The organism is Nonomuraea sp. NPDC052634 (genome assembly GCF_040678535.1).
GTDB classification, from domain to species: Bacteria; Actinomycetota; Actinomycetes; order Streptosporangiales; family Streptosporangiaceae; genus Nonomuraea; species Nonomuraea fastidiosa.
Map to the genome: position 1 here is coordinate 40088 of NZ_JBFATY010000002.1, position 18913 is coordinate 59000.

Sequence of the window (18913 nt, forward strand, 5' to 3'; positions counted from 1 at the left end):
TCCGGCTCGGAACCGTTCGTCGTTCGTCCTGGCCTTCCGCGCGGGCCTCATCCCGCTCGACCTGCCGCGCCTCCGGCCGGACCGGCTGTGGACCACCCTTCCTGCAGCGCCTGATGAGAGGACTGTCCTTCCGGACAGACTTTCGAAAACTGTCGGCGGTCATCTCTATTGTTGGGGTATGACGACAGTCGTGAAGCACGATTCCCGCCCGCTGACGACCGCCGAGATCGCCGCCCTCGCTCTCTCCCTCGCCCACCTCGGGGCGGGGCCGCAGGCCGTCACCGCACGGCGTGGCCTGCAGCACGCCTTCCAGCACCTCGACCTCGACGACGACGTCATCGCCACCACGCTCACGACCCTCACCGAGCCGCTGCCCGCCGACGTCGCCGCGCGGGCCAGGCTCATGGCCGACGCCATCACCAGCCGGCTCAACGTCCGCCTGCACTACCGCGACGCCTCCGGTCACGTGACCGTCCGTGACGTGGAGCCGGTGACGTGCCTGGTGCACCGCGAATACTGGTACCTCGTCGGCGTGTGCCGGATGCGCCGGGCGATCAGGGCGTTCAGGTTCGACCGGATCATCGCGGTCGAGCCGACGCTGACGCCGTCCAGGCCGCACCTCGCCGACCGCTTCCTGCCGTTCCAGCGCCGCAAGCGGCGCGCGTCCAACGCCGCGTAACACCCGGTCACCCCTGGGCGCGGCGCGAGATCTGGCCGGGGCTTGACCTGCGACGTCCCGGCCGTTGAAGTGGCGGCTGGCAGGCTCCCGCACATGCGCGTACGGGAGCTGTCGCTGTTCGCCGCCCTGCTGCTCGCCCTCCCCGGCAGTGCCGGGACCAAGGAGGCGGCGCCGCCCCCGAGCCTCCCCGTCCAGCACGCGCCGGCGCCGGCCGAGAGCGCGCCGCCCGCCGACGTGTGGCGGGCCCTCGACCGGCGGCTTGAGCGCTATCTGCGCGGGCGTCCCGGCCGGGCGGCGCTGGCCGTCCACGACCGCACCACGGGCGCCCGCTACGCCTTTCGGGAGCGCGCCTCGTTCCTGCTGGCCAGCGTGGCCAAGGTGGACGTGCTGCTGGCGTTCCTGATGCGGGCGCGGGACCGGCGGCTCAGCGCGTACGAGCGGCGCCTGGTCTCGCAGATGATCCGGCACAGCGACAACCACTGCGCCCGCGAGCTCTACGCGGCGGTCGGCGGGGCGGACGGCCTGGCCCGCACGCTGCGCAGGCTGGGCGTCAGACACATCGAACCGGGCGCGGCCACGGAGGTGGGCTACACCCGCAGCCGGGCGTCGGAGCAGGTGGAGGTGCTGGAGCGGCTGCTCGTACCCGGTGGGCCGCTGCCCGACCGGGCGCGCCGCTACGCGCTGGAGCTGATGTCGTCGGTGGAGCCGTCGCAGGCGTGGGGCGTCAGCGCGGCGGCCGCGGGCGGCGAGGCGGCGCTCAAGAACGGCTGGCTGCCCGCCGAGCAGCACGGCGGGCTGTGGACGGTCAACAGCGTGGGCCGGCTCATCGTCGCCGGCCACGACCTCGTCATCGCCGTGCTGTCGGAGCGCAGCCCCACCATGGAGGCGGGCGTCGCGACGGTCGAGCGGATGGCGAGGATGGCGGTCGCCGCCGCCACGGGCTGGCCGGCGGCGACCGGAGCACGGCCGCAGGACCACAGCGATGACCGGCCGCGAGGCCGGAACGGTGACCGGCCGGAGGACCGGAGCGGCGACCGGCCGGAGGACCACAGTGACAACCGGCCGGGAGACCGGCTAGGAGGCGCAGCACCCGCCCCCGCAGCAGCCGCCGCCCGCTCGGGGCGCGGCGGCGCTGCCGGTCATCGCGACCGTGGACAGCAGCTTCACCGTGTCGTCGTGGCCCTCGGGGCAGACGGCCGGGTCGTCGGAGGCCGACATCGGACGGGACACCTCGAAGGTGGAGCCGCAGGCGCGGCATCTGAAGTCGTAACGCGGCATGCAGCCATGGTAACCGCGTCAGGCGTACATGACATGGGCGTAGTCGCCGACCGGTTCGTAGCCGATGGCCTGGTAGATGGCGTTGCTGGTGGGGTTGTCCAGGTCGGCGAAGAGCACGACCTCGGCCCCGCGCTCGTCCCTCCCCGTACGGCTGGCGTACGCCGTGACGGCGGCCCCGTAACCGCGTTTGCGGCGTGACGGCGGCGTGTAGACGGGCCCGATGCGGCACACCCCGCCACAGGCAGGCGAGAGCGCGGCCATGGCGACGGGAACGCCGTCGGCCTCCCACACGAACAGCTCCCTGCCGGCCAGCCGCCTGGCGACCCGCTCGACCTCGTCCCCCTCGCCCATGCCGACCTCTTCGCCGAAGGCGTGATACCAGCTCACCAGCAGCGGGAAGTCGCCGGGCACGCAGGGACGGCCCCGGCCCGCGACGTCGGGCACGGCGAGCGTCCCGAGGCGGTAGAGCCGCTCGGAGACCACCCGCTTGGGCGCGCCGAGCAGCCGGGCGACCTCGGCGGTCACGTCCAGCGGGCCGACGGCCACGGCCAGATCGCCGCCGAACCCGGCCACCAGCGGGGCGACCGCCTCCACGGGCACCGCGAAGAGCCCGGCGGGATGCGGCGGCGTGTGGAAGACCGCGCCGCGCACCTCGCCGTCGACCGTCCACCAGCCGAAACGGGCGCCCTTGGCGGGCATGCCCGCGCGCAGAGCGGCCAGCACCGTGAGCGCGACGGTATTGCGGACCGGGTCGCCGAGCAGGAAGGGCTCGGCGACCGCGGCGTACTCCTCGACGTCCGAGGTGAAGGTCCACATGCCTGACCATGCTGTCAGGCGCGGCCTCCACCCTCAATGTGGTGTTATGCCGGACTTATGCGGCGGCTTCCAAGTAAGGCGCCCATTGCGGGTCGCCGACGAGGGAGGCGCCGATGAGCCGCCAGTGGGCGCCCCTCGGCACCGCGGGGCGCACGCGCAGCGTCCACCCCAGCTCCTCGAGGTACTTGTCGGCCTTCCTGTGGTTGCACGTGGTGCACGAGGCGACGCAGTTCTCCCACGTGTGGGTGCCGCCTCGCGACCGGGGGATCACGTGGTCTATCGTCTCGGCCTTCTGCCCGCAGTAGGCGCAGCGGTAGTCGTCGCGCCGCATGAGGGCGGCCCTGGTCAGCGGAATGCGGGAACGGTAGGGGATACGGACATATCTGCGGAGCCTGATCACCGAGGGCACGTCGAGCGTGCGGCTCGCGGAGCGCAGCACCGCGCCGCGGCCGTCGCGGTGGACGACCTCGGCCTTGTCCCGCAGCACCAGGACGATCGCCCGGTGCAGCGACAAGGTGGTCAAGGGCTCGTAGGTGGCGTTGAGCAGCAGGACCTGGCGCATTATCGGGCCTCTCCGTACTGCGCGCGTATCAAAGGGGACATGCCGCGGCATGTCCCGGCTATCGACCCCTCCTGGGGCACTCGTGCTTCCGTCACAATGGACCTCCGCCGGACGGCCCGACGGGTGGTCACCACGGCACCGTCCTGTCACCCAGTTTGGCGTTTGCACCGCGGTCCCCGCCACCCCAAAAAATCTCACCCTGGAATGACCAGTGGGACGCACGATACGTTTTATGCCCGCTCGACCAGCACTTTACGCATGCCCGTTGGCAGTAGGGTTCGGTCCATGACGCGAGAGCCGTACCCGAGCGCACGCCGCGAAGACACCGTCGACATCCTGCACGGAACCCCCGTCCCCGACCCGTACCGCTGGCTCGAGGACCCGGACAGCCCCGAGACCAAGGGGTGGCTGAACGCGCAGGCCGAGCTGTACGCCCAGGAGCGAGGTGAGCAGCGGTTCAAGGACCGCATCGCCGAGCTGCTCAAGTCCGGCTCTGTGGGGGTGCCGGCCTGGCGCGGCGATCGCTACTTCTTCTCCCGGCGTACGCCCGACAAGGAGCACGCCGTCTACTACGTGGTCGAGCCGGACGGCACCGAGCGCGCCCTGATCGACCCGACGGCGATCGACCCGTCGGGGCTGACCACGCTCGACGCGGTGCAGCCCGACAAGGAGGGGCGGCTGCTCGCCTACCAGCTCTCGGTGGGCGGCAACGAGGAGTCGGTCCTGTACGTCATGGACGTCGCCACGGGCGAGCGCGTGGAGGGGCCGATCGACCGCTGCCGCTACTCCCCCGTGGCCTGGCTGCCGGGCGGCGAGGCGTTCTACTACGTGCGCCGGCTGCCGGCGCACGAGGTGCCCGAGGACGAGCGGCAGTTCCACCGCCGTGTCTACCTGCACCGCGTCGGCACCTCCGCCGAGGACGACGTGATGATCTTCGGGCAGGGCCTGAAGATGACCAACTACTACGGCGTCTCGGTCTCCCGCGACGGCCGCTGGCTGCAGATCTCGGCCCATGAGGGCACCGCGCCGCGCAACGACCTGTGGGTCGCCGACCTGATGGCCTCGCCGATCGACCGGCCCGAGCTGCGGGTCGTGCAGGAGGGCGTGGACGCGCAGACCGGGCTGGTGTTCGGCCGCGACGGCAAGCTGTACATCCACACCGACCGCGAGGCGCGGCGGGGCCGGGTGTGCGTCACCGACCCGTCCGAGCCGGGCTTCGAGAGCTGGCGCGACCTGATCCCCGAGGACCCCGAGGCGGTGCTGTCCGACTTCGCGATCCTCGACGACCTGGAGCGCCCGGTCATGCTGGTGGGCTGGACCCGCCACGCCATCAGCGAGATCACCGTGCACGACCTGGCGACCGGCGAGCGCATCGGCGAGGTGCCGACACCGGGGCTCGGCACGATCGGCGGCATCGCCGAGCGTCCCGAGGGCGGCTACGAGGCGTGGTTCGGCTACACCGACAACACCACCCCGCCCACCGTGCAGCGCTACGACGCGCGGACGGGCGAGACCACGCTGTGGGCGGCCTCGCCGGGCGTGGTGGAGGTGCCGCCGGTCCGTACCGAGCAGGTGGTCTACCGCTCGAAGGACGGCACCGACGTCCGCATGCTGATCATCTCGCCGGCGGGTGAGGCGTCCGGCCCGCGGCCCACCATCCTGTACGGCTACGGCGGCTTCGGCCTGTCCATGACCCCCGGCTACTCCGCCTCGATCCTGGCCTGGGTGGAGGCCGGCGGCGTCTACGCCATCGCCAACCTGCGCGGCGGCGGCGAGGAGGGCGAGGAGTGGCACCGCGCGGGCATGCTGGCCGACAAGCAGAACGTGTTCGACGACTTCCACGCCGCCGCCGAGCACCTCATCGCCACCGGCGTCACCACGCGGGAGCAGCTCGGCATCTCCGGCGGCTCCAACGGCGGCCTGCTGGTGGGCGCGGCGCTGACGCAGCGTCCCGAGCTGTATGCGGCCGTGGTCTGCTCGGCGCCGCTGCTCGACATGATCAGGTACGAGAAGTTCGGACTCGGCGCCACCTGGAACGTCGAGTACGGCTCCGCCGACGACCCCGAGCAGTTCCAGTGGCTGCTGGGTTACTCCCCCTACCACCACGTCAAGGAGGGAGTGGACTATCCGGCGACGCTGTTCACGGTCTTCCAGTCCGACACGCGGGTTCACCCGCTGCACGCCTGGAAGATGTGCGCGGCGCTGCAGCACGCCTCCGCCTCGGGGAAGCCGGTGCTGCTGCGCAACGAGGCCGAGGTGGGTCACGGTGCCCGCGCGGTCAGCAGGTCGGCGGACCTGTGGGCCGACACGCTGACCTTCCTCGCCCGGCACACCGGGCTATAGAACCGAGCTCAAGGGCCGGGCTCCAGGACGTACCGGTCCTAGCGCGGGAAGACGATCGTCTTGTGGCCGTCGAGCAGCACCCGCTGCTCGGCGTGCCACTTGACCGCCCTGGCCAGCGTCAGGCACTCGACGTCGCGCCCCATCGCCACCAGGTCCTCGGGCGAGTGGCTGTGGTTGACCCTGACCACCTCCTGCTCGATGATCGGGCCCTCGTCGAGGTCGGCGGTCACGTAGTGGGCGGTCGCGCCGATGAGCTTGACGCCGCGGTTGTGGGCCTGGTGGTAGGGCTTGGCGCCCTTGAACGACGGCAGGAACGAGTGGTGGATGTTGATGGCCCGCCCCGCCAGCTTCTCGCAGAGCTCCTCCGACAGCACCTGCATGTAGCGGGCCAGCACCACCAGATCGACCTGGTAGTGCTCGACCAGCGCCATCACCTCGGCCTCCTGCTTGGGCTTGGTCTCGGGGGTGACCGGCAGGTGGTGGTAGTCGATGCCGTACGACTGGGTGAGCGGCCGCAGGTCAGGGTGGTTGGAGACGACGGCGACGATCTCGATGCCGAGCGTCCCGGACCGTACCCGGTAGAGCAGGTCGTTGAGGCAGTGGCCGAACTTGCTCACCATGATCATCACGCGCGGCCTCCTGGCCACGTCGCGGACCGTGAACTCCATCGCGAAGTCGGGCGCGAGCGCGGCGAAAGCGGCGTTGAGCTCGTCCTCGCCCAGCGGCGCCGAGAACTGCACGCGCATGAAGAAGCGCTGCCCCACCCTGTCGCCGAACTGCTGGCTCTCGATGATGTTGCAACCGTGTCCGGCGAGCAGGCCGGAGACGGCGGCCACGACGCCGGGCCGGTCGGGACAGGACAGCGTCAGGATGTATTCGGCGGGGCTGGTCATGCCTTCACTCTCGCGGACTTCGAACAATGGGCCGCCCCCGAGCGTCAGATCCTCCGGGCTGGGCGGTCACCGTCGAGGGTACCCGGGAAGTCCCGAGGCAGTGATGCTGTTGGTTCTGTTCCAGGGTAGTTAAGTCGGTTGAAACCTGGACCGATACCGTAGGTGGCGTGAATTGCCTCGTCGCAGGCCGGCGGGGCGGAGATGGAGCACGTTTCCTTGGACGCCGTCGTACTGATCGTGGTGGCCTGTCTGTTCGCCGTGATTTCAGGGGTCAACGACGGCGGTGCGCTGGTCGCGACGGGGCTCAAACTGCCCACCGTGCGGCCGGTGACCGGGGTCGCCGTGCTCGTCGTCGCGGTGGCCACCGTGCCGCTGCTCACCCACCAGGTGGCGCTGACGTTCGTCAACCGGCTGGCCTCCTTCGACGACCCCGGCGGGCGCGCCGCGATGACGATCGCGGTCGTGGCCGCGCTGATCGTGGTGACCGTGCTCAGCGCGAAAGGCCGCCCGACCAGCCTGACGCTGGCCGTGGTCGGCGGGCTCACCGGGGCCGGGCTCGGCTGGGGCCTGCCGGTCTCCGGCGGGTCGGTCGCGCTGGTGCTGGCGTTCGGCATCGCGGCGCCCTTCGTCGGCGGGCTGCTGGCGTGGGTGCTCATCCGGGTGCTGGTCGCCGCCACCACCGCCAGGGGCCTGTGGCGCTGGCACTGGGCCGGGTTCCTGCTGCAGACGCTGGCGTACGCGGCCAACGACGCCCAGAAGATGCTGGCCGTGTTCATGGTCGCGGCCGGGTTCACGGGGGCGCCCGTCCAGTACACGGTGCTGGTCGCGCTGCTGTTCGGCATCGGCACCATGTACGGGCTGCCCAGGGGCGGCCGCACGCTCAGCCGCGAGATCATCGTCTCGCGGCCCCCGCACGGCGTCGCCGCCGAGCTGTCGGCCGGCACGGCCGTGATCGCGTCCGCGGCGGCCGGCATGCCGGTGAGCATGACCCAGGCCATCGCCGGTGCGCTCATCGGCGCGGGCGTCGCGCAAGGCGGCGGGCGGGTCCGCTGGTACGCCGCGAGCAAGATCGCGGCGGCCTGGCTGCTGACGTTGCCGGCCAGCGGGCTCCTGGGATGGGGCCTCGCACTACTGGTGAAGGGATTCGCGGGCGTGAGGCTGTCGTGACGATCTCGTTAGTGGGGGTGCGTACGTGAAACGACTGAGGCGGATCCGGGACCTCATGACAGGGCGCATGGACAGCGCGCTGTCCGAGGCGCTGCTCGGCCAGCTCGAGGCCACGAAAGAGGGCGCGTGGCTGGCCATGGCCATGATCGGCGGAGAGGTCGGCAGAACGGGCGCGCACGAGCAGATGCGCTCGATCGAGCACCTCGGCGACGAGGAGCGGGCCCGCCTCATCGACGAGCTCAAGACCGCCCTCGTCACCCCCATCGACCGCGAGGACCTGTTCCGGCTCTCGCGCTCGATCGACGACGTGCTCGACTCGTTGCGCGACTTCGTCCGCGAGTCCCACCTGTACCGGGTGCCCGACCAGATCCGCTTCACGCCGCTGCTCGACCAGGTCATCGTCGGCATCGACGCCCTGGAGAACGCCGTGCGCAACCTCACCTCCCGGCCCTCGGTGGTCGCCCAGGACGCGCTGGAGGCGAAGAAGGCGGGCGGCGCCATCCGGCGCATGTACCAGTACGAGATCTCCCGCATCTTCTCCGGCGAGCTGTCCGCCGAGGCCATGAAGGAACGGGAGCTGGTGCGGCGGCTGGAGATCGTGGGCGTGGCCATCGGCGAGGCGGCCGACGCGATCGCCGACGGGGCCATGAAGCGGTGAACCCGCAGGTAGGATGTTCGACTGAGATGGAACAGAACGTGCGTACCACGTCGAGCAGGGCCCGCGGGCTCACCCACACCGCGCCCGCCGAGGTCACGCTCCAGGCCGCCCTCGAGGCGCTCGCCGACCCGATCCGCCGCCGCATCGTGCGCGAGCTGGCCGAGGTGCCCGACTGGGAGCGGGCCTGCGGCACGTTCAACCACCTGCCCGTCGCCAAGTCCACGCTCAGCCACCACTTCTCGGTCCTGCGCAACGTCGGGCTGCTGGAGCAGCGCGACGAGGGCGCGCGCCGCCTCAACCGGCTGCGCCGCGCCGAGTTCGACGAGCGCTTCCCCGGGCTGCTCGCGCTCGTGATCGCCGAGGACGCATGACCGAGGTCCAGGACACCCCCGCCGCCCGCGTCGTCTGCCTCGACCGCGACGGCCGGGTGCTGCTGATGCACTGGTACGACTGGATCGCCGGCATCGACATCTTCGAGCCGCCCGGCGGCCGGCTCGAACCCGGCGAGAGCCCGCTGGAGGCCGCCAAGCGTGAGCTGACCGAGGAGACCGGGCTGCCCGGCGCGGCGGTGTCGGAGCACATGGTGGAGATCGATCGCGACTTCACCTGGCTCGGCGTACGGTACGTGCGGCGCGAGCCGTTCTACCTCGCCCGCTTCGACGAGGCCAGGCCCGCCGTGGTGCCCAGTGCGCTGACCGACGAGGAGGTCGCCGGTTTCCGCGGCCATGTGTGGGCCGAGGAGCTGCCGGAGGGCGTCGACCCGCCGGAGCTCGCGCAGATCATCGAGGAGCTGAAGCGGGCTCAGCGCCCGGCCTGACCTCACGCTCAACGTCGACCTGGCTCCCCGATCAGCGCCCGACCTGACCCCGCGCTCAGCGCTCGACCTGACCCCACGCTCAACGCAACCTGACTCACCGCTCAGCGTCCGGCCTGACCCGGCTCCGGGCTGGGCGCTCGGGGCGGCCGCGGCTCGACGCTCAGCGCTCGGTGTGGCCCAGTTCGGTCATCGTCCGCGTCATGAGGCCGCGCAGCAGCTCGCCCGCCAGCTTCTCGTGCCGGTCCTCCACGGACATGCCGGTGTTGACCCGCTCGCGGTAGACCTCGCGCTCGTACGGGTCGGTGTAGGGCAGCGCGGTCATGGCCACGACCACGCTCACCCTCGTGCCTCCTTGCGGCACGACCGCCACCGCGTGCGTACGCAGGCACGTCTCGTCGGGGCCGCCGTACCAGCCGCACTTGACCGCGGCATCCGCACTGCCCACCGCCTGGCGCGCCCCGAACGTCTGCGACTCCGGCACCTCCGTCATCCAGCCCAGCACCGCGGCCGCCACCGGGTCGCCGGTCGCGGCGGCCTGGGCGAGCACCGCGTACGCGGCGGCCACCTCGCCGGCCGCGACCTCGACCGAGCCGAACCGCGACGGGTCGCCGTTGGGCGGCCTCCAGCGCACGCCGGTGCGCTCGTACAGGTCGTCGAGGATGACGCGGGGCCCGACCGACAGCCACAGGGCGAGCGTGTCGGCGTTGGACGAGACGACCACCGCGGGCTCGGCATGCCGGCGCCACCGCTCGGCGTCGGCGATGCGGCCGGCCGCCACCCACGCGTACAGGGGCTTGAGCAGGGAGGCGCAGCGCAGCCTGGTCAAGCCCGAGCTGACCTCGACCGTACGGGCGGGCGGCCCGCCGTAGCCGCGCCTGATGCCCGCCGCCTGGGCTCCGGCGCTCTGGTCGAGGTCGTCGAGCAACTCGTTGAAGCTCACGCCCCAACCGTAGACCCACCGGCCGCCCGCCCCGCGCCATCCGGGCCGTCGGCCGTACACGGATAAGAGGGTTCGTCACAGGTCGTACAGGGTGAGGGTGATCGCCAGAGCGGCGGGAAGCAGCGCGATGACTCCCGCGATCGCGGCGATCCGCCCTCCACGCGACGTCCGGGGCTCCGTCACGTACGCCGCCAGCGCACCCGCCCCGGCGAACATCGCACCGGTGGCCGCCAGGTGCGCGAGCGTGGACGTCCACGACGGCAAAGGCTCCGCCGCGAGCCTGAACACCACGTACATCCCCGCCGCGACCAGCGCCACCCGCCGTCCGGGGCGCACGTCCGCCCCGTCCAGCGCGTACGCCGCGACGGCCAGCAGCGCCAGGCTGATGGCGGCGACCACGCCGATGGCCGGAACCAGGCACCCCCAGTCCCCGCACCCGACGCCCGCCCAGGCCAGCCGCACGCTCGCCCACCACCACGCGCCGAGCGCCCCGCACACCGCGGCACCCCGCCCGATTCGCCGCCCCATGCCCTACATGCTCCCACCACGCAGAACGCGCCGCCCTGCCCACGCCGAGCGGGGCGGGACATGAGAACGGGTGAATCGGCGACGGCCCTCCCCGCCTGCGCCCCACGGATGCGATGGGCTCGGTGCCGTGCAGGGCCGCCCCGCCGGGCGCGGACAGGATCGCGCCAACGGTCTCGCGGACAAGGGCGGAAAGGCGACCGCAGGCGCGAGACGACGTCGCCCAGGCGCGGCGAGGGCGGGCGGCGCGAGGCGATGTCGGGCAGGCAAGCGCGGTGGGCGCACGGCGCGGCCTCCGGTCCGTGCCTTGCCGGCGAGTCAACGCGTGGGCGGCGTCACAGTGCGGCGGCGCGGTGGTCGTCGGCGGCGGCCTCGGGGTGGCGGCCCATGGCGCGTAAGACGATGGCGCGGTCGGTGTACAGGTCGGGCTGAGGGTCGAGGGTGATGGCCTGGGTGAGGTCGGCGAGGGCGCCTTCCAGGTCGCCGGTCGCGTAGCGCAGGATGCCACGGTTGCCCCAGGCCGCGGCCAGGTCGGGGGCGTGTTCCACGGCGAGGCCGAGGGCGGCGGCGGCCTCGGGGAAGCGGCCGGCGGCGGTCTCCAGCTGGCCGAGCACGGTGAGCAGGTGCGGGTTGCCGGGTGCGAGGGCGAGCCCGGCTTCGACGTCCGCCCTGGCCGCGTCGTCGCGGTCGAGCGCGGCGAGCAGCCCGGCGCGGTTGATGTAGGCGTCCAGGTAGCCGGGGTCGAGCTCGATCACGCGGGTCAGGTCGGCGAGGGCTCCGTCGATGTCGCCCCGCACGGTACGCAGCTCCGCCCGGTTGTAGTACGCCTCGGGCAGCGGCGGCCCGGCGGCGATGGCCTGTTCGAAGTCGGCCAGCGCCTCCTCATGCCGCCCGAGCCGGAAGAGCAGGTTGCCGCGTTCCAGGTAGTAGTCGGGGAAGCCGGGGTCGAGAGCGATCGCGGCCGCGTAGTCCTCCAGGGCCTCCTTGTGGCGCCCCTGAGCGGCCAGTAACTGGGCGCGGTTGGCCAGCAGCACCATCCGGTGTACGGGGTGCCGGGCGCCGAGCTCGCGGGCCAGCTCGATGGCGGATTCGACGAGGGACAGCGCGGCGTCGATCCGGCCTTCGCGCAGCTCGACGAGCGCCAGGCCGTTGCGGTCGAAGCCGAGCTTGAAGGCGCGCTCTGCGGGGTCGGGCAGCAGGCCGGAGATGGCGATGGCGAGGTTGATCCAGGCGCGGGCGCGGGTGAGGTCGCGCCGGGCGGGGTCGGGGTGGCGGGCGTCGAGCATGGCGGTGCCGTACGCGGCCGCGGCGTGCATGGCGGGGTCCTGGCCGGCCACGCGTACGCGGTCCCAGAGCGCGCGGGCCTCGTCGGTGCGCCCGAGCCCGCCGAGCGCGGTGGCGGTGCGCTGGGCGAAGTCCCACCAGCGGGATCCGCCCGCCTCCGTGCGCGCCATGCCCAGCCGGCCCAGCTCGATGGCCGCGTGCAGGAACCCTTCGCGCATGCAGCGATCGACGAGCGGCCACAGCTCCTCGGGGTCGCTGGGCCCCGGCGGGGGTTCGGGGCCGCCGGAGTAGACGGTGATCGCCAGGATGCCGGGCGGTACGCGCCGCATCAGCACGTCGAGCAGCTCGGCGTCGGTGGGGTCGGCGGCGGCCGCGTTGCACACGGCGATGGCCGACCCGGGCGGCACGGCGTCGCGGACGAACTCGGCGATCCCGTTGGCCAGCCGCAGCGTGCGGCGGGGTGCGGGCACGAGGATGCGTTCCTCGTCGGAGAGCCCGGCGTCGATCGTGCCGCGCCGCACGGGCACGTCGCCGGCCAGCTCGGGCGCGGCGGCCAGGATCTCGATGTCGTGCGCGGCCACCAGTTCTGGAGCGTCCCGCAGTGCCGCCGGCACCAGGTGGCCGAGGAGGGCGGCGGCCAAGGTGTAGGGGCCGCGCGGCCTGCGATGCGCGTCGATCATCGGCATCAGCAGCCGCGCGGCCCCGTTCTGGGCGGGTGGTCCGCCCTCGACCTTGAGGTGGGACCTCTCCTCAGTCACCCCTTGTGAATGACGCTGGAGGTCCCTGCGAGCCTCGCGGTACCAGGCTTGCGGACGACGATGCGCTTCATGGCGTGCCTCTCCACTCGGGGTTAATCACCCATTATTGGGACACCCCACCGAATAGCAAGATTTATCCGAATTAAGTGGGAGGCTAATGGATAAAATGCACTTGCCTTTCGAATGGTATATGTAACCCATTAGGAGCGAAACCAGCGCTGCAATCGTGTGGTATGAGACCGCTCGGAATCCTCCATGAGATCGCACAGGCACCGTCCCAGCAGCGTGATCGATTGGCAGCATCCCGGCCCCGGCGAGCTCTTGGCCCGCACGATGCGGGTGGCCCGGTCGAGCAGGCGCTCCAGGCTGGGCTCCGCGCCGCCCTTGAGCGAGCGGGTCCGCCAGGGGCACGACGCGACGTCCGTGCAGGCGCCGCTGTTGATGTACGGCACCGGCCCGCTCTTGAGCCGCAGCCGGTCCTCGCGCTTGACGCGGTGCTCGGCCAGCACGTGAGCGGCCCTGCGGGCGACCGAGAGCAGGTGGCGGCGGCGCCGCTCCTCCGGCGGCGGCGACCCTGCGGGCCTGGGCAGCGCGAGCAGCGTCGCCCCGCCCATCAGCACGCCGCCGAGCACCATCCCCCAGCCCATCGGCTCGTCGAACCAGATGACCGCGATCGCGGCCACCCAGACGGGCTGCGTGGACATGAGAATCTGGCTCGGCATCGCGGGCACGTGGGCCTGCCCGTACGAGCGGGCGAGAAAGCCCAGCGCGCACGACACCACCGACAGGTGGGCGAGGATCAGCCAGTCGGTCAGGCCGCCCGGCAGGCTGACCCCGTCGCGTACGGCGAAACCACCGGTCAGCACCCCGATGGTGAGCAGCTGGACGGTGGTCAGACCGTACGCGGGAAAGCCGGACGGCCGCTTGGACAGATGGGCGAGAAAGAGCGTGTGACCCGAGTAGAGAGCGGCGGCGAGGAGCGTGACCCCCAGCGCGGACACGGACATGTCGTCGGCGTCCATGCCGCGTACGAGCGTGAACACCCCCATGCCGGCCAGTGCGAGCGCCACCCCCGCCCAGATGCGCCGCGGCACCCGCTGGCGGAAGAGCACCAGCGACAGCAGCGGCGTGATGACCACGCTGCACCCCACGGCGAACCCCGACACCGCGGACGGCAGGTCGTTGAGCGCCATGGCCTGCGCCGTCTGCCCCACCCCGAACAAGACCCCCAGGATCACGCCGTGAAACCAGGAGCGGCGCGACATCCCCCGAAGGCCGCGCGGCCTGATGACGATCAGCGTGAAACCCGCGATGAGATACCGCTCGGCGAGCAGATCCTCCACCGGTAAACGGGGGATGAGATCTTTCATCAGCGGGAACGCCGACCCCCAGGCGGCGCTGACGAACAAGAGAAGCGCGGCTCCCAGTAGGGGGCGGGGAGCGGGCAAGACTGCCATGGCAAAAGCATGGCACTACTAATCGCGACGTCAGATGTACAGGGCGCAGCCGGTGAGGGTTGCTTACACCTCGGTGGTAAGAGCCTCACCCGCGGGTTCGTACAACCTCATCCGTGAGGGCTGAAGGGGGCGTCTCGGACACGTTCCGCTCAGATATCGGGCCCGGTCGGGCGGGGCCGCGGAACGGCCTTAAAAGGAACCGGCGGGCATGTCACGCCGGGAGACCCGGAAATGGTCACCGGGAAAAGCAGAGGTGGCGACCCCAGGAGGGGGTGTTTGGGGTCGTATGTGAGCGGGGCTGTTCAGCTTTCCATTACGGTACGCGGGACGAGCCGTTTCTCTCCGTAGATCACGGTGTGTTCACCGACCCGCTCGCGGGAGAGCTCGCGCCAGCCCCGGCGCTGATAGAGCGCCAGCGCGGCCTCCTGATTCAGCGTGGTGTCACCGCGCACCCGCTGGAAGCCGAGCTCGACGGCGCGCCGCTCGATCGCGGCGAGCATGGCCGCGCCGTAACCGCGCCGTTGATATTCGGGATGCACGCGCAGCCGGCAGACCTCGGCCGTGGAGGTGTCGATGGGTTTCAGACCGCCCATCGCCACGACCCGCGAGCCCACCTCGCCCACCAGGAAGTCGCCGCCGCAGGCGAGATAGACCTCCTGGATGCGGGGGAAGTCGTCTTCGTAGTAGACGCCGTCTCCCGGCACCAGGCCCACCTCGGCGAGGCAGATCCGGTGCAGCGCGAGCAGGGTGTCGAGGTCGGACCAGCGATAGCGCCTGATCCTCAGCTTCATTTATCGCCCCCTTGCATCTGGTGCTGTCTGGGTCGTCGAAGCTGCGCGAAGTACTCGTCCACCCCTGGCGCGCCGGCCGCCTTGAGCGCCTCTCCGAGCGCGAGCGCAGGACGGACGATGAGGTCGGTGAAGTATTCGTCGCCGACCAGGCTGAGCGCGCGGGTGCCGATGGCCACCGCCTCCCCCAGCTCGCCGTCGATCAGCTTGCACTGGGCCTGGTCGAGCCTGATCAGCGTCTGGTCGAGGATGTGGTCTTCGTACTTGGTGAGCGCCTGGCCGAGCACGACCTCCGCCTCGATCGTCTGGCCGAGCTTGGTGAGCACGTCGCCCTGATAGAAGTAGAGCTGCTTTTCGGTGTAGCCGAAGGCGACGTCCTCGCGGTCTTCGGCCTTCATGTGGGCGAACGCGTTGCGCGCCCGCGCCAGCGCGCGCTTGGCCTGATCGACGATCTCCTTCTTGTTCTCGCCCGCGGCCATCGCGGCCAGCGCCCTGGCCTCGACGACCGGCGCCATGGCCTGCGCGGGGCACGGCATGGAGCCCGCCATGTCGCGGCTCTTCTTCGCGAGGTTGAGCGCCTCGCGGGCGTCGCCGAAGTAGAGGGGGACGAGCGACTCGCGAGCGCAGATCCACGCCCGCAGCGCGCGGTCGCCGGTCTCGTCGGCGGCGGTGCGCCCGGTGCGGAAGAACGAGCGGGCCAGCCGGTGATCGCCGAGGTTGATGAGGATCATCCCGCTCAGGCCGGCGAGCTGGGCGGCCATCCTGCACAGCCGCTCCTGCAGGTCGATCGGCTGGCGGCGGGACATCGCCGTGCGCACGGCGCTCAGCTCGAGCAGCACGTCGCACAGCAGCCGCAGCGGCGCCGTCGTCGTGTACTGGCGGCCGAAGCTGACCGTCGCCTCCTCCCACTGGTCGAGCATCGCGGCCGAGACGGTGGCCGAGACCAGCGTCTCGTCCATCCTGCGCCGGATGCCCTCGCACGCCCCCAGCACCGGCCCGTCGAGCTCCACGCCCTTGCTGTCGTTGTTGAGCAGGTTTAAAAGGGTGCGCCGGAGGATGTTCTCGTCCTCCTCCGCGTCGGGCTCAGGGTCCATCGGCTTGATCGTCAGGTCGCGCTCCTGCTGCCCGCAGCGCTCCTTGATCTCGATGCCGGCGCTCGGGGCGCGGTGGCTGTGGCCGCAGATGCAGGGCGCGTCGTAGCCGAGGGCGAGCGGCTCGACGCGATAGACGGTGCACAGATAGTGCAGGTATTCGGGGCCGGGGCGTTTCAAGCCGCTCTCGTACGCCGACAGCAGCGTCTCGCCGATGCCGGGCATCGGCTTGTTGTCGCGTTCGAACAGGGCGCGCACCTGTTCGATCACGTCGGCGAGCGCAATGCCGTACGCCAGACGATGCGCCTTGATGCGGGTCGTGCTGAACTGCGCAGTGCACGCCTCATGGATCTCATCGGCTATCTGGGCCGTGGTGCGCCCCGCGGCGAGGCCCCTGGCCCTGATCCGCCGAGCGATCTCAGTCTCTCGGTGCTGTCTGCCGGACATCCCCGGCCCCTCTCACGCAAGTCTCGACCGGTCCGCAACTGGTGACTCAGCGTAGCCCTTGAGTCGCTGTACGCCTACCCATGACTATGAAGCAATGACGGCGGGATGGGAAACGCCGATAGGGAGCCTACGGTTAAGGATCGTCCTCCCGAGGACTGTTTCTTACAACCCATGAGTGAGAAGCGACTCCCCGTGAACGAATAGCGCCGTTGCGCAATCCCCTGACTTGGGCCATGTTTGGCGCACCGGCTAGGAATCCCAAGGGAGGGACGAACGGTGGGGGACGACAACTTCGAGCACCTTGAGCGTCTGGTGACCGAGCTCGGTGCTCGCGGTCTGCTCGCACGAGTGGTCCGGACCCAGAGCGGGCGCACCTTCGTCCGGGTGATCAACCCGGACGCCACGAGCCTGTCCGAGAACGTCACGTGCCGACCGGCCGCCGTCTCGGAGGCCTCGTCCTGGTGGTACTGCTGGTCCTGGGGCGACCGGATGCACACGGCCGACGATCCGGCCGGTGCGGCGAACAAGGTCGCCCGCGTGCTCGCCGTCGCGGGTGAGTGAACGACGTGGCGACCCGGGTGGAGCGCAGCCACCGCGGCTCGTCACGGCACACGGCGGTGAACCGGGTGGAGCGCAGCCACCGCGGCTCACCGCGACCCACGGCGGCTCCTGGGAGCCGGCGGGGTGGCCGGTGCGGAGGGGCGCCGGCGTACCGGGCCTCTGGTCACCCCGCCGGTTCCGGCCGGCCGTACAGGCCGCACCACGAGCCACCCGTCCGCGCAGCCGGGCGGGTGTCCGGGGGATCCCTCCCGGAACCGGCTCGGGACACGCTTCCGGGTGCGTGTCCCGTCCGAGCCGTCCGTCATCGGAGCGCCGTCTCTCTCCCTCCGCGGCCCAGAGAGCCGGCGACCCCGTCTTCCCCGGCGTGATGTGACGGCGGGCGGTTCGGCCGGCTGTATTTTTGGATCGAAACGGTCCAAAGAGTCGGCCGTTCCGCTTCCGGAGGGGGATCCACCATAGTGTTACTGCTGGTGACGCCGTCGCCACAGCCGACGTCGCCGTCTCCATCGTTGCTGCCCGACGTCGACCAGATCACCACGCAGATGTCGGCCGTCTGCCAAAGCGACACCATCCTTTGCTCTACGCTGGTCAAGGTGTTCGGCAACGAGCCTTGGGCGCCGCTGGTGTCCAACGCGATAACCATCGTCCTCATCCTCGTGCTCGCCTTCGTGGTGCGGAACATCGCGCACCGGATCATCACCAAGGTGGTCAACCGGGCGGCCACGGGCGGCTCGCTCACGAGCAGGTTCCGCAGAGGAGCGGCGACAGACGGCATCGACGCGCTGCTGCACGAGCGGCGCAGGCAGCGCGCCGAGACGATGGGCTCGATTCTCAAGCACGTCGCGTCGGTCGTGGTGCTCGGCACCGCGGTGCTGACGGTGCTCGACCGGCTCACCATCCCGATCGCCCCGCTGCTCACCAGCGTCGGCATCGTGGGCGTGGCGGTCGGCTTCGGCGCCCAGGAGCTGGTCAAGGACTTCATCGCCGGCATGTTCATGCTGCTCGAAGACCAGTACGGCGTCGGCGACGTGATCGACGCGGGCCCCGCCGTGGGCACGGTCGAGGCGGTCACGCTGCGGATCACCCGGCTGCGCGACGCCGACGGGCGGGTGTGGTACATCCGCAACGGCACGATCACCCGGGTCGGCAACGAGTCGCAGGGCTGGTCCCGGGCGTACATGGACGTGCCGGTGCCGTACGACGCCGACGTGGTGGGCGTCAAGGTGCTGCTCGAGCAGGTGGCCGAGGAGATGTGGGCCGACCCCGAGCTGCGCGAGGCCAAGATCGTGGAGCAGCCGCAGGTGTTCGGCGTGGAGCAGCTCTCCGACAGCTCGCTGGTGTTCCGCATCACCACCAAGACGCTGCCGGCCGCGCAGTCCGAGGTGGCGCGCGAGATGAGGCTGCGGGTCAAGCAGGCGCTCGACACGGCGGGCATCCAGCTTGTAGGCAGCGCCTAAGCTAGTAAGCGTGACAGAAACCTCCTTTTACGACGCCGTCGGGGGCGAGGAGACGTTCCGGCGCCTCGTACACCGCTTCTATGAGGGGGTTGCGGAAGACCCGCTGCTGCGGCCGCTCTATCCGGAAGCCGACCTCACCGGCGCGGAAGAGCGGCTGCGGGGCTTCCTGATCCAATACTGGGGCGGTCCCAAGACCTACAGCGAGCAGCGCGGCCACCCCCGGCTGCGCATGCGCCACATGCCGTTCGTCATCGGCGAGCGCGAGCGGGACGCCTGGTTGCGCCACATGCGCGACGCGGTCGACGAGCTCGACCTGCCGGAGGAGTACGAAAAGCGGCTGTGGGACTACCTGGTGTACGCCGCCCACAGCCTGGTGAACTCACCCACGTAAC

General features: G+C 71.1%; 19 protein-coding genes and 1 pseudogene. 10 read left to right on the plus strand and 10 right to left on the minus strand.

The window, feature by feature from the left end; all coding sequences use genetic code 11:
- Window positions 1-178: 178 nt before the first annotated feature.
- Together AB0K67_RS12860 and AB0K67_RS12865 are read left to right on the plus strand one after the other, a co-directional pair.
- Entirely contained in the window at window positions 179-679 is a 501-nt protein-coding gene (locus AB0K67_RS12860; RefSeq protein WP_364057752.1) for a WYL domain-containing protein, read from the plus strand.
- 402 nt (window positions 680-1081) lie between these two features.
- Window positions 1082-1528, plus strand: a pseudogene (locus AB0K67_RS12865) (serine hydrolase); the annotation flags it as partial.
- A gap of 225 nt (window positions 1529-1753) precedes the next feature.
- Here the strand turns inward: AB0K67_RS12865 and AB0K67_RS12870 are convergent.
- The 3 genes from AB0K67_RS12870 to AB0K67_RS12880 are packed head-to-tail and all read right to left on the minus strand — an operon-like array spanning window position 1754 to window position 3335.
- A complete protein-coding gene (locus AB0K67_RS12870) occupies window positions 1754-1957 on the minus strand; it encodes a zinc ribbon domain-containing protein (RefSeq protein WP_364059533.1) in 204 nt (67 codons plus the stop codon).
- Between the two features lie 18 nt (window positions 1958-1975).
- Window positions 1976-2773 (minus strand): GNAT family N-acetyltransferase, encoded by a 798-nt coding sequence (locus AB0K67_RS12875; RefSeq protein WP_364057755.1) that lies wholly within the window; start codon window positions 2771-2773, stop codon window positions 1976-1978.
- Between the two features lie 55 nt (window positions 2774-2828).
- Window positions 2829-3335: an HNH endonuclease gene (locus tag AB0K67_RS12880; RefSeq protein ID WP_364057758.1), complete on the minus strand. Its 507-nt coding sequence runs from the start codon at window positions 3333-3335 to the stop codon at window positions 2829-2831.
- Between the two features lie 285 nt (window positions 3336-3620).
- Between AB0K67_RS12880 and AB0K67_RS12885 the strand changes: the two genes are divergently transcribed.
- On the plus strand, window positions 3621-5678 hold the full coding sequence (locus tag AB0K67_RS12885) for a prolyl oligopeptidase family serine peptidase (protein WP_364057761.1): 2058 nt from the start codon (window positions 3621-3623) through the stop codon (window positions 5676-5678).
- Window positions 5679-5716: 38 nt separating this feature from the next.
- Here AB0K67_RS12885 and purU read toward each other — a convergent pair whose 3' ends face one another.
- Window positions 5717-6571, minus strand: a complete 855-nt coding sequence (gene purU / locus AB0K67_RS12890) for a formyltetrahydrofolate deformylase (RefSeq protein ID WP_364057764.1) — start codon at window positions 6569-6571, stop codon at window positions 5717-5719.
- A gap of 216 nt (window positions 6572-6787) precedes the next feature.
- Between purU and AB0K67_RS12895 the strand changes: the two genes are divergently transcribed.
- From AB0K67_RS12895 to AB0K67_RS12910, 4 genes are all read left to right on the plus strand, one after another.
- On the plus strand, window positions 6788-7738 hold the full coding sequence (locus AB0K67_RS12895) for an inorganic phosphate transporter (RefSeq protein WP_364057767.1): 951 nt from the start codon (window positions 6788-6790) through the stop codon (window positions 7736-7738).
- A 67-nt stretch (window positions 7739-7805) separates the two neighbouring features.
- Window positions 7806-8396, plus strand: coding sequence for a DUF47 family protein (locus AB0K67_RS12900; protein WP_364057770.1), 591 nt, complete (start codon window positions 7806-7808; stop codon window positions 8394-8396).
- A gap of 26 nt (window positions 8397-8422) precedes the next feature.
- Window positions 8423-8767 carry an ArsR family transcriptional regulator gene (locus AB0K67_RS12905; RefSeq protein WP_364057773.1) on the plus strand — a complete coding sequence of 115 codons (345 nt, stop codon included), beginning with the start codon at window positions 8423-8425 and terminating at the stop codon, window positions 8765-8767.
- Window positions 8764-9213 (plus strand): NUDIX domain-containing protein, encoded by a 450-nt coding sequence (locus AB0K67_RS12910; RefSeq protein WP_364057776.1) that lies wholly within the window; start codon window positions 8764-8766, stop codon window positions 9211-9213. Before AB0K67_RS12905 ends, AB0K67_RS12910 begins: the two co-directional genes overlap by 4 nt.
- 160 nt (window positions 9214-9373) lie before the next feature.
- On the opposite strand, the gene AB0K67_RS12915 is transcribed toward AB0K67_RS12910, so the two are convergent.
- The 6 genes from AB0K67_RS12915 to AB0K67_RS12940 all read right to left on the minus strand — a co-directional run bounded on the left by AB0K67_RS12915 (window position 9374) and on the right by AB0K67_RS12940 (window position 16326).
- On the minus strand, window positions 9374-10153 hold the full coding sequence (locus tag AB0K67_RS12915; protein ID WP_364057779.1) for a hypothetical protein: 780 nt from the start codon (window positions 10151-10153) through the stop codon (window positions 9374-9376).
- A gap of 75 nt (window positions 10154-10228) precedes the next feature.
- The gene (locus AB0K67_RS12920) at window positions 10229-10681 is read right to left on the minus strand and encodes a hypothetical protein (RefSeq protein WP_364057782.1); all 453 of its coding nucleotides are present in this window, start codon (window positions 10679-10681) and stop codon (window positions 10229-10231) included.
- A gap of 332 nt (window positions 10682-11013) precedes the next feature.
- A complete protein-coding gene (locus AB0K67_RS12925) occupies window positions 11014-12720 on the minus strand; it encodes a tetratricopeptide repeat protein (protein ID WP_364057785.1) in 1707 nt (568 codons plus the stop codon).
- Between the two features lie 200 nt (window positions 12721-12920).
- Window positions 12921-14177: a DMT family transporter gene (locus AB0K67_RS12930; protein ID WP_364057788.1), complete on the minus strand. Its 1257-nt coding sequence runs from the start codon at window positions 14175-14177 to the stop codon at window positions 12921-12923.
- A gap of 302 nt (window positions 14178-14479) precedes the next feature.
- Window positions 14480-14968 (minus strand): GNAT family N-acetyltransferase, encoded by a 489-nt coding sequence (locus AB0K67_RS12935; protein ID WP_364057791.1) that lies wholly within the window; start codon window positions 14966-14968, stop codon window positions 14480-14482.
- A complete protein-coding gene (locus AB0K67_RS12940; protein ID WP_364057794.1) occupies window positions 14965-16326 on the minus strand; it encodes an XRE family transcriptional regulator in 1362 nt (453 codons plus the stop codon). Before AB0K67_RS12940 ends, AB0K67_RS12935 begins: the two co-directional genes overlap by 4 nt.
- Window positions 16327-16779: 453 nt before the next feature.
- Here AB0K67_RS12940 and AB0K67_RS12945 point away from each other — a divergent pair, with 453 nt between their 5' ends.
- The 3 genes from AB0K67_RS12945 to AB0K67_RS12955 all read left to right on the plus strand — a co-directional run bounded on the left by AB0K67_RS12945 (window position 16780) and on the right by AB0K67_RS12955 (window position 18912).
- The gene (locus AB0K67_RS12945) at window positions 16780-17064 is read left to right on the plus strand and encodes a hypothetical protein (protein WP_364057797.1); all 285 of its coding nucleotides are present in this window, start codon (window positions 16780-16782) and stop codon (window positions 17062-17064) included.
- 509 nt (window positions 17065-17573) lie between these two features.
- A complete protein-coding gene (locus AB0K67_RS12950) occupies window positions 17574-18521 on the plus strand; it encodes a mechanosensitive ion channel family protein (RefSeq protein WP_364057800.1) in 948 nt (315 codons plus the stop codon).
- A 10-nt stretch (window positions 18522-18531) separates the two neighbouring features.
- Window positions 18532-18912: a globin gene (locus AB0K67_RS12955; RefSeq protein ID WP_364057803.1), complete on the plus strand. Its 381-nt coding sequence runs from the start codon at window positions 18532-18534 to the stop codon at window positions 18910-18912.
- Window position 18913 lies beyond the last annotated feature (1 nt).

Bases quoted from the DNA above. Each gene is read 5' to 3' on its own strand.
- AB0K67_RS12860 (WP_364057752.1), top strand. From the start codon at position 179: ATGACGACAGTCGTGAAGCACGATTCCCGCCCGCTGACGACCGCCGAG.
- AB0K67_RS12870 (WP_364059533.1), bottom strand. From the start codon at position 1,957: ATGCCGCGTTACGACTTCAGATGCCGCGCCTGCGGCTCCACCTTCGAG.
- AB0K67_RS12875 (WP_364057755.1), bottom strand. From the start codon at position 2,773: ATGTGGACCTTCACCTCGGACGTCGAGGAGTACGCCGCGGTCGCCGAG.
- AB0K67_RS12880 (WP_364057758.1), bottom strand. From the start codon at position 3,335: ATGCGCCAGGTCCTGCTGCTCAACGCCACCTACGAGCCCTTGACCACC.
- AB0K67_RS12885 (WP_364057761.1), top strand. From the start codon at position 3,621: ATGACGCGAGAGCCGTACCCGAGCGCACGCCGCGAAGACACCGTCGAC.
- purU (WP_364057764.1), bottom strand. From the start codon at position 6,571: ATGACCAGCCCCGCCGAATACATCCTGACGCTGTCCTGTCCCGACCGG.
- AB0K67_RS12900 (WP_364057770.1), top strand. From the start codon at position 7,806: ATGGACAGCGCGCTGTCCGAGGCGCTGCTCGGCCAGCTCGAGGCCACG.
- AB0K67_RS12905 (WP_364057773.1), top strand. From the start codon at position 8,423: ATGGAACAGAACGTGCGTACCACGTCGAGCAGGGCCCGCGGGCTCACC.
- AB0K67_RS12910 (WP_364057776.1), top strand. From the start codon at position 8,764: ATGACCGAGGTCCAGGACACCCCCGCCGCCCGCGTCGTCTGCCTCGAC.
- AB0K67_RS12920 (WP_364057782.1), bottom strand. From the start codon at position 10,681: ATGGGGCGGCGAATCGGGCGGGGTGCCGCGGTGTGCGGGGCGCTCGGC.
- AB0K67_RS12930 (WP_364057788.1), bottom strand. From the start codon at position 14,177: ATGGCAGTCTTGCCCGCTCCCCGCCCCCTACTGGGAGCCGCGCTTCTC.
- AB0K67_RS12935 (WP_364057791.1), bottom strand. From the start codon at position 14,968: ATGAAGCTGAGGATCAGGCGCTATCGCTGGTCCGACCTCGACACCCTG.